This window comes from Mesorhizobium sp. P3_A9, from assembly GCF_056402975.1.
This window is the reverse complement of record NZ_JBFUGJ010000241.1, coordinates 1-9,406: the sequence shown is the minus strand read 5'-3', so window position 1 is coordinate 9,406 and position 9,406 is coordinate 1. Positions and strand designations below refer to the sequence as shown.

The 9,406-nt window shown below is 60.6% G+C and carries 7 protein-coding genes; 5 read left to right on the top strand and 2 right to left on the bottom strand.

The window, feature by feature from the left end; genetic code table 11:
* The first annotated feature begins 752 nt into the window (after nucleotides 1–752).
* The gene (locus tag AC1DX0_RS25305) at nucleotides 753–1,622 is read left to right on the top strand and encodes a glycoside hydrolase family 26 protein (protein WP_477219776.1); all 870 of its coding nucleotides are present in this window, start codon (nucleotides 753–755) and stop codon (nucleotides 1,620–1,622) included.
* Between the two features lie 109 nt (nucleotides 1,623–1,731).
* Complete coding sequence (locus AC1DX0_RS25300) at nucleotides 1,732–2,202, top strand: DUF995 domain-containing protein (protein ID WP_477357232.1); 471 nt, start codon at nucleotides 1,732–1,734, stop codon at nucleotides 2,200–2,202.
* Nucleotides 2,203–2,284: 82 nt separating this feature from the next.
* Here AC1DX0_RS25300 and AC1DX0_RS25295 read toward each other — a convergent pair whose 3' ends face one another.
* The gene (locus AC1DX0_RS25295; RefSeq protein ID WP_477357230.1) at nucleotides 2,285–2,734 is read right to left on the bottom strand and encodes a DNA polymerase III subunit chi; all 450 of its coding nucleotides are present in this window, start codon (nucleotides 2,732–2,734) and stop codon (nucleotides 2,285–2,287) included.
* A 9-nt stretch (nucleotides 2,735–2,743) separates the two neighbouring features.
* Nucleotides 2,744–4,255, bottom strand: a complete 1,512-nt coding sequence (locus AC1DX0_RS25290) for a leucyl aminopeptidase (RefSeq protein WP_477357228.1) — start codon at nucleotides 4,253–4,255, stop codon at nucleotides 2,744–2,746.
* Between the two features lie 364 nt (nucleotides 4,256–4,619).
* Between AC1DX0_RS25290 and lptF the strand changes: the two genes are divergently transcribed.
* The 3 genes from lptF to AC1DX0_RS25275 are packed head-to-tail and all read left to right on the top strand — an operon-like array spanning nucleotide 4,620 to nucleotide 9,342.
* A complete protein-coding gene (gene lptF, locus AC1DX0_RS25285; RefSeq protein WP_477357226.1) occupies nucleotides 4,620–5,822 on the top strand; it encodes an LPS export ABC transporter permease LptF in 1,203 nt (400 codons plus the stop codon).
* Nucleotides 5,819–6,904, top strand: coding sequence for an LPS export ABC transporter permease LptG (gene lptG, locus AC1DX0_RS25280; protein WP_477219777.1), 1,086 nt, complete (start codon nucleotides 5,819–5,821; stop codon nucleotides 6,902–6,904). Before lptF ends, lptG begins: the two co-directional genes overlap by 4 nt.
* Entirely contained in the window at nucleotides 6,904–9,342 is a 2,439-nt protein-coding gene (locus tag AC1DX0_RS25275) for an LPS-assembly protein LptD (RefSeq protein WP_477219376.1), read from the top strand. The genes lptG and AC1DX0_RS25275 overlap by 1 nt, the downstream gene beginning before the upstream one ends.
* Nucleotides 9,343–9,406 lie beyond the last annotated feature (64 nt).

Sequence of the window (9,406 nt, the reverse complement as noted above, 5' to 3'; positions counted from 1 at the left end):
GTCTTGGCCAGGGTGGTCCCATGCCGCCGTGTCGGCCTGGTCTTACCGCTGATGGTTCCTACGTCCGCGGAAACACTCATACACTTACCGCCGCCATTCTGAGCGTCAGCCGAACTACGGCCGACAGCCTTCAAACCCGGCTCCAGAATCCGCCCAGGATCCTTTAGAGTCAACTAAATTAAGAGTGCGTTAACTATGCTTCTTGAGAACTGGTTAACCTAACGCCTTGAATCGCAGGACGAATTCCATGGAGCGCCCGGCACCGGGCAGCGCTAAAAGGGCGAGCTGGAAAATATCTCCTGCTGGAGAATTTACCGATTGGGACCAGATCCCACGGACCGTCGTGGCCCAAAAGCAGCGTTAACCATGTTGCGAATGCCATGGTTAAGCAACCGTTAATTGCACTTGACTCTTGGTCCCGACCGGCTCTTAAATTAGGCAGGGATGATATATCGGGATGTTGACGCGAATTTGTGAGTATCGCGGCGAAATCTCTCTCTGTAGCCTTGTGTCGGTACCTTGAGAGATAATTGTTAGGTGGGTTCTGTGCGACGGGTCGCACGCCACCAATCGCTCCGAAATCCCACAGATTCCCCCAACTGAGCCGATGGGTCTTGGGTAGTCGCGTCGAGCACACATCGATGCGCAGTGGCGACGCTTTGACTTCCGCGGGAAGTTCAGGCGATGGGAGAACAAACATGAAAAACTATGCGGCAAGTGCACTTGCAATCGCGCTGGCATTGGGTGGAAGCATGGCATTCCCGACTGTGGGAGGCGCTGGCTCCGCGGCTGCGACGGACCCCGTTCAGACGAGCAGCGCCGCGTCGGCGTTCGGATCCTATGATCCCTACGGCGACTTCAGCGCCGACAAGACCGCCAGCATCGAGGAGTTGTTCCTGCCGTGGGAAGACGTCGATCTGGCGACCCTTCCCTTGGCCGATGCCTATGCCCTTCAGCGGAACCGGTCGCTCTTGATCACCATCGAGCCTTGGACCTGGTCGAAGGACTGGCGCATCACCCCGAACGAACTGCGCGACGGCATTTTGAGCGGCAAATATGACGCCAACATGCAGGCAATCTGCGACCTGGTGGGGGCCATGAAGAGCCCGGTCACCATTCGCTGGGCGCAGGAAATGGAGGACAAGAACGGCCGCTTCACATGGGCCAACTGGGCCCCCAAGGATTGGATCGCCGCCTACAAGCGCGAGGTCGATCTATGCCGCAAGGCTGCTCCGGCCGCCAAATACATGTGGTCACCCAAAGGTGAAGAGGGTCTGGAGAAATACTACCCTGGCGACGATTACGTCGACGTCATCGGCCTGTCGGTGTTCGGCCTGCAGACAAAGGACAATAAGGAGGCCGGCCGCGACCGTACGTTCGCCGAGTCGCTGAAGCCAGGCTATGACCGCGTCGCGGGCTTCAACAAGCCGATCGAAGTGGCGGAACTCGGCTATGTCGGGAAGCAGGAATATGTTTCGCAATGGGCGGCCGATTCCCGCAAGTCCTATTCGGAATTTCCGGCCCTGACGTCGGTCGTCTACTTCAACCAGAAGGAAGTGTGGCCATGGCTGGGTGGCTATGGGCTGCCCGACTGGAGGGTTACCCAGCATGTCCTGCCCTAAGCGTTCTGTTTAAATGCAAGCGTAAAAACTGAGCGTAGCGTAAAATTGTAGGGGTGGGGTCGTGAAACGAGTACTGGGGAATTTCATTGGAACAGCCCTTGCCTGTTCCATGGCGGTCCTGGCTTTCCAGATTCCGGCGGTAGCCAAGACGGCGGCGCAAGTCGCAGAACTGGCCAAGCAGGCCGAAGCGGTGCCCGACGAAGGCATCTACCAGATGTATAAGAACCGCTCGTGGCTGTGGGGCCGAAACGGTGCGGGTTATTTTGCCGTGCAGCGGCGTCAATTCAGCGCCTGGACTTCAGACAAGGGCAAGCTGGGTTACGGTGACGGGATCTGGTTCATTCCCGGAGGAGGCAAGCTCTGCTTCCGGGCGAAATGGCATGGTGCGGGGAGCGACTCCAACGCCCTCACCTGCTTCGAACATCGCCAGGCCGGCCGGGTGCTCTACCAGCGCAAGTTACCGGATGGCGACTGGTACGTCTTCAGGAGCTCGCATCGCAACCTGGCGGACGAGTTCATGAAGTTGAAATATGGCGACTACGTCAGCCGGAAACAGAAGCGGATCAAGGCACGAGAGTAGCGCCTTATCATCCGCGGCAAAGCATCGGCTAAAGCGCGCCGGAGTCATACGGCGAGCTTTAGGTCTGCGTCCATACATCGCGCTAAGCYTTGCGCTCCCAGCGSCGGTCMGRYGTCTGCTGCCAGTAGGTCACGGCRTGGCCSGCGYCCTTCATCGTCTTCCAATGCSCCCGGGCCGCCTCGACCTGGGCGGCGTCATGGCCGTCGAACAGGAACACGGCACGCTCGTAGCCGCTGAGCTCAGGCGGCGCCGCGCCGTCGACCAGGAACCTTATCCTGGCCTCGTTGGGATTGCCGTCGCCGGTGGTCAACAGGATAGGCTGTTCGCCGGGATAAGCCTCGCGATCGGTGGCGTGTGCCAGGAACGAATCGTCGCGGAAGGTCCACAGATGCTGATCGAGCGCGTCACGCCGTTCCTCGGTGCCGGTCTGCACCACCGCGCGCCAGCCGCGATCGACGCTGCGCTCGAGCAGGCCGGGCAGCGCCTCCTCCAGCGTCGATTCGGTCAGGTGGTAGAACAGCACGTCGGCCATGGATCAAGGTCAGCTTTCGTAGTGATCGCGCACAAGCCGGTCGAGCAGCCGCACGCCGAAGCCTGAACCCCAGGACTGATTGATCTCGCTCGACGGCGAACCCATCGCCGTGCCGGCAATGTCGAGGTGCGCCCAGGGCGTSTCCTTGACGAAGCGCTGCAGGAAYTGCGCGGCGATGATGGCGCCGCCATAGCGGCCGCCGATGTTCTTCATGTCGGCGTTCTTGGAATCGATCAGCTTGTCGTATTCGGCGCCGAGCGGCATGCGCCACAACCGTTCCTGCGTCGCCTGCCCCGCCGCCGCCAGCCTCTCCGCCAGTTCGTCATTGTTGGAGAACAGGCCGGCATAATGCAGGCCGAGCGCGACCATGATGGCGCCGGTCAGCGTCGCCAGATTGACCATGAATTTCGGCTGGAAGCGATCGTTGCAGTACCACAGCGCGTCGGCCAGCACGAGGCGCCCTTCGGCGTCGGTGTTGAGCACCTCGATGGTCTGACCCGACATCGAGGTGACTATGTCGCCGGGACGCTGGGCGTGGCCGTCGACGGCGTTCTCGACAAGACCGATGATGCCGACGACATTGGCCTTTGCCTTGCGCGCGGCCAAGGCATGCATCAACCCGGTGACGGCGGCGGCGCCACCCATGTCGCCCTTCATATCCTCCATGCCCGAAGCCGGCTTTATCGAATTGCCGCCGGTGTCGAAGGTGACGCCCTTGCCGACGAAGGCAATCGGGCTGTCCTTGGGCTTGCCGCCGTTCCACTGCATGATCGCCATGCGGGCGCCGCGAGGCGAGCCTTGGGCGACGCCGAGCAGCGAGCCCATGCCGAGCTTCTTCATCTCCTTCTCGGCCAGGATTTCGACCTTGACGCCGAGCGCCTCGAGYTCCTTGGCCYGGGCGGCAAACTCGACCGGTCCCAGCACGTTGGCCGGTTCGTTGACGAGGTCGCGCGCCAGAAGCACGCCGTCGACCACAGCCTCGGTCTCGGCGAAAGCCTTCTTCGCGCCGGCCGGATCCGCGGTGTGGATGGTTATCTTGACCGCCTTCTTCGGATCGGCCTTTGCGTCATCCTTGTCCTTCCTGGTCTTGTATTTATCGAAGGAATAGCTGCGCAGGAGGATACCCGCGGCAAGGTTGGCGGCGTCCTTGCCATCAGCCGAGGCGCCGACCAGGTCGAGCACCACGGCGACCTCGCTTGCCTTGCGCAGCGACGCCGCAATGGTGCCGCCCAGTTTCAGCCAGGCATATTCATCGAGCCCCGCCGCCTTGCCGGCGCCGACCGCGACCAGCCTGTCGAGCGACGTTCCTTCCGGCGCCAGAATCTCGACGACGCCGGCGAACTTGCCGGTGAACTCGGCCACCGGAAAGGCGCGTTCCAGCGTTTTGCCGGGATCGTAGGCCCTGGCCGTATCGCTCAGACCACCGTCATCCGCCGACAGCACGAAGACTGTGCCCTTCCTGTTCGCCGCCGTCTGAGGCGCGGCGAATTTTGCAAAGGCGATCGACGGTCTCGGGTTCATCATGTCCTGCTTTCGGGGATTGCGCGATGGTGCGCGAAACGGTTTGAAGTGATCCGCGACATTTGGTCGTTTTCCGGCATTTGGCAAGACTTTGCCAAAATGACCACCCATATGACACTTGGAATCGATGGCGATTCGTCGCGGCACGGCCCCGCTTCATGCCGCAACTTGTTGTTAACCATCGATGTTTTCCCTTTCTTATCCATTCCCTCCGACACTCCGGTCCATTGCGGCACGCGACGTGGGACGGGAACCGGATCGCCTGCCTGACCGAGCCCATCGGAGCCAGTTGTGCGGGCGTCGCCGGGCAGCTACCCTTAGCGTGGTGGCATGATGCCGTTCGRSAAAATCGAGWAAAGCCTTCATGAAGGTCGTTGAACGCTACATCATGCGYCGCGCTTTSGTGGTCTTCCTGGCAGCGCTGGTCTGGACGCTGGCCATCGTGTGGACCACGCAGGTGCTGGCCAAGATCGATCTGGTTACCGACAGCGGCCAGTCGTCGCTGACCTTCTTCGAGGTCGCCGCCCTCATTCTTCCGTCGATCATCCCGATCGTCGTGCCTTTCGCGCTGGTCGTGGCGGTCGCCCAGACACTCAGTGTCATGAATTCGGATTCCGAACTCGCCGTCGTCAACGCCGCCGGCGCCTCGCGCTGGACGATCGTGCGGCCAATCATGCTTCTGGCTCTTGCGGCCAGCGTTTTTTCCTTTGCCGTCGACAATGGCATCGACCCCTATGCACGGCAGAAGAACCGCGCTTTGGTGGCGGAGTCGCGCTCCGACCTGTTGTCGCTGATCATCCAGGAAGGCACGTTCCGAAAGATCGAGGACGGGCTGTTCCTGCAGATTGGCGAGCGGCTTCCAGACAACAAGCTGGGTGGCATCTTCGTGGCGGATTCGCGCGAGGAAGGTGTCAACCTCGTCTACTACGCCAAGACCGGCAGCATCGTTGAGCGAAACGGTGAAAAAGTGCTGATGATGAATGACGGCGTCATCCATCGAAAAACGGTAACCGGCGACCTCAGCGTCATCCGGTTCACCTCCTATGCCTTCGACATGTCGGCTTTTATGTCGGCAGCCAATCAAGTAACGCTGCTGCCAAAGGACCAGACAACCCAGTACCTGCTCAACCCGAATGTCAACGACAAGAACTATCAGCAGAACCCCCAGGAATACCGGGCGGAAATCGACCAGCGGTTTTCGGAATGGCTGTATTCCATGGTGTTCGCGCTGATCGCGCTCGCGGTCGCCGGCGATGCGCGTTCGCATCGCGAGGCGCGCGTCAATCCTTTGATCACGGCGATCACCATATCCCTGTTCGTGCGCTGGCTGGGTTTCTTTGCCGCCAGCAAGGCCGATGAAGTGCCGCAATACACCTATATGGTCTATGGCGTGCCTATCGTGGCTTCCGCCGTGGCCATCTGGTTCATCGTGTCGAACCGGACCATGGAACTGCCGGTGGCCTGGGCGGACTGGATGACGAACCTGGCCAGCCGCGTCGGTGACGGCTGGAATGCCCTCAAACTGCGTTGGTCCAGGCGCGGCACTTCAGGTCAGGGGATCAGCTGATGGGCTGGACACTGGGCCGGTATTTCTTCTTCCGCTATGTGACGATCACGATCTGGTTCTTCCTGGGCCTGCTGGCGCTGGTGTTCCTGATCGATTTCACCGAGCTGTCCGGGCGTACCACCGGCCTGCCCGGTTTCACCTATGGGACGGCGGTGGCCATTTCGGGCCTTCGCATGCCGATGATCATGCTGCAGACGGTGCCGTTTGTCGGCCTGTTCTCTGCGATGGCGACACTGGTTTCGCTCAACCGCCGCTACGAGCTGGTCATCGCGCGGTCCGCCGGCGTTTCCGCCTGGCAATTCCTTTTGCCATGCTGCATCGGAGCGTTGCTGTTCGGTTTTGTCTCGGTCGGGCTCATCAACCCGCTCGCTGCGCATGCCTTCTCCTTGTCCGAGCAGATCGAGACCCAGTTGCGCTCCGGCAAATCAAATACGGTTTCGGCCGATACCGCCCCCTGGATTCGCCAGAAAACCAGTACCGGTGACACCATCATCGGTGCGCGGGCCATCCTCAACCAAGGCCTCGAGATGGCCGATGTCGTCTTCTTCATCCTCGACCCGAAAGGCAATATCGTCGAGCGCAAGGACGCCGCCCGCGCCTATCTGCGGGACGGCTATTGGGAATTGCAGGATGTGAAGACTTTCAGGAACGGCACCATCCTGCCCGCGGCCAGCGATCGTGTGCCGACCAATCTGAAGCCTGAATTCGTGCAAGAGCGGCTGGCGCGCCCGGAGACCATTCCGTTCTACGACCTGCCTGGAAAAATCGAGGTTGCCCGCTCCTTCGGCCTCAAGGCAAATGCCTTTGCCATGCAGTTTGATTCGCTGGTGGCGTTGCCGTTCCTCCTCGTCGCCATGACGCTGATTGCGGCAACAGTTTCAATGCGATTTGCGAGGATGGGGCAATCGGCAACGATGATTCTGGGTGGCGTCGTTGCCGGGTTTCTGCTTTATGTCGTTTCGGTGCTGGTGAAGGCATTCGGCGTGGCGGGATTCGTGCCGACTGCCATAGCCGCCTGGGTGCCGGTCGTGGTAGCTATGTTCTTCGGGGTGACTTTCCTGCTATACAAGGAAGACGGCTAGTGAGGGAGGCGTTTTTGCCCAGCGACAGGCAGGCCAATTTGGCGCGCCTTTATGCGGCGAGCGCCTTGGCGTGCCTGCTTGCTTGCGCCGTGCCGTTGCCTGCCTTCGCTCAGGAAGTCGGCAAGATGGCGACCAACGTTCCGGCCGGCTCGCAGATGCTGCTGGCCGCCGATACGCTGGTCTACAACAACGACAACCAGACGGTGACCGCTGTCGGTGGTGTGCAGATCGACTATGGCGGCAACCGCCTCGTCGCCCAGAAGGTCATATACGACCGCAACACCAAGCGGATGGTTGCCACCGGCAATGTTGAGATCGTCAACAGCGACGGCACCAAGATCAATTCGCAGCATATCGACATTACCGATGATTTCGCCGACGGTTTCGTCAACGCGTTGCGCGTTGAAACCATCGACAAGGCTTATTTCGCCGCCGAAAGCGCCGAGCGCATGGGCGGTGTGCTGACCACCTTCCACAACGGCGTCTACACCGCCTGCGAACCGTGCGAGGACAAGCCCGACAAGGCGCCGACCTGGCGCGTGAAGGCCAGGAAGATCATCTGGAACGGCGAGAAGAAGACGGTTCGCTTCGAGAATGCGAATTTCGAATTCTTCGGTTTTCCGCTCGCATACCTGCCGGCGTTCGAGATCGCCGACCCGACGGTGAAGCGCAAGAGCGGCTTCCTGATCCCCGGCATCAGCTACAACAGCCACCTGGGCTACAGCGTCAAGATTCCCTATTATTTCGCACTTTCGCCGACATATGACCTGACGGTGACGGGAAGCGGCTAYACCAAGCAGGGTTTCCTCGGYGAGGCCGAGTGGCGCCAGCGYTTCAACAATGGCGARTACAGTTTCAAGATCGCAGGGATCCAGCAGCAGAATCCCGACGCCTTCATTGATACCGCCGCTTTCCCTTCCACCGGTGGCCACAACATCGATTCGGGCGCGGCAGGCGATCCGAACAAGTTCCGCGGCATGATGGGCACGCAGGGGCAGTTCGCCATCAACGACCGCTGGAATTTCGGCTGGGACGTTCTGCTGCAGACCGACAAGGACTTTTCGAGCACCTACAACATCGACAAGTACAATGCCGGCGTACATCAGTCGGCGGTCTACCTGACSGGSCTCAACGGCCGCAAYTATTTCGATGTGCGCGCCATGCATTTCGATGTCCAGGAGAACACGCCCAACAGCTATATCTCCGCGCGCAGCAACCAGCAGCCCTGGGTGTTGCCGTCGCTCGACTATGCATACATCCCCGACGTAGCGGTCGCCGGCGGCCAGCTGTCGCTCAATGTCAACTCGCGCGTGCTGCATCGCGATGAACTGGATGAGACCTACTTTACCCCTTACGTGCCCGCTTCGGGTACCCAACGCGTGCGCGGCATTGAAGGCGAATCCGGCCGCCTGACCGCCGAGGCCGAGTGGAAGCGGTCATTCGTCACCGACAACGGACTGGTGCTGACACCATTGCTGGCGCTGCAGGGCGACGTCGACTACCTCGATGCGTCATCGGCCTCGCTCGCCGCCGTCAATCAGATGGCGACAAATTTGGGCGTGCAGGACGATATGCGTTCGTCATTCGCCCGCTACATGGCAACCGCCGGGCTTGAAATGCGCTGGCCGCTGCTGTTTTCCATGGCCAGCGGATCCAGCCATGTCATCGAGCCGATGGCGCAGGTGTTCCTGCGTCCGAACGAACAATATGTCGGCGGCCTCGCCGTTCCGAATGAAGACGCCCAGAGCATGGTGTTCGACGCGACCACCCTGTTCGAACGCGACAAGTTCTCCGGTTATGACCGCATCGAAGGCGGCTCTCGCGCCAATGTCGGCTTCCGCTATTCCGGCTCCTACATCAATGGCTGGGGCACGAATGCCATTTTCGGCCAGTCCTATCAGATCGGCGGCGAGAACTCCTTCGCCGCGCCGGATCTGGTCAATGTCGGCGCCTATTCGGGCCTTGAGACCACCAAGTCCGACTATGTCGGTCTGTTCGGTATCAACAGCCCGAATGGATTCGCGGCCTCCGTCAGCGGCCGCTTCGACGAACAGACCTTCGAGGTTCGCCGCGCCGAGTTGAGGGCCGCCTATTCAGGCCTGCCGGTGTCGTTGAGCGCCAGATACGCCTTCATCCAGGCCCAGCCACTCTACGGTTTCACCACCGACCGTCATGAGGTCACACTGGGTGCGTCCACGCATCTGGCCCAGAACTGGCGCGTGTTCGGAACAGGAACCTATGATCTGCAGGAAAGCCTGCTGGTCAAGGATGGGGTCGGCTTCGCCTACAACGATTCCTGCTTCACCTATCTGATGACGTACTCGCAGTCGCGTGACCTGAACACCAGGGAAGTGACGCAGAGCATCGGCTTCAACCTGTCGTTCCGCACCCTTGGCGACTTCGGCTCGTCGACCAGCGCAATCGACACCATCCAATAGCCGGCGAGACATCGTTTCGCCGCATAGGGCTGGCACGGATTCGCGCACCCGGGAGAGGACGAAA

Coding starts and splice junctions, on each gene's coding strand:
- AC1DX0_RS25305 (WP_477219776.1), top strand. CDS start 753: ATGGCATTCCCGACTGTGGGAGGCGCTGGCTCCGCGGCTGCGACGGAC.
- AC1DX0_RS25300 (WP_477357232.1), top strand. CDS start 1,732: ATGGCGGTCCTGGCTTTCCAGATTCCGGCGGTAGCCAAGACGGCGGCG.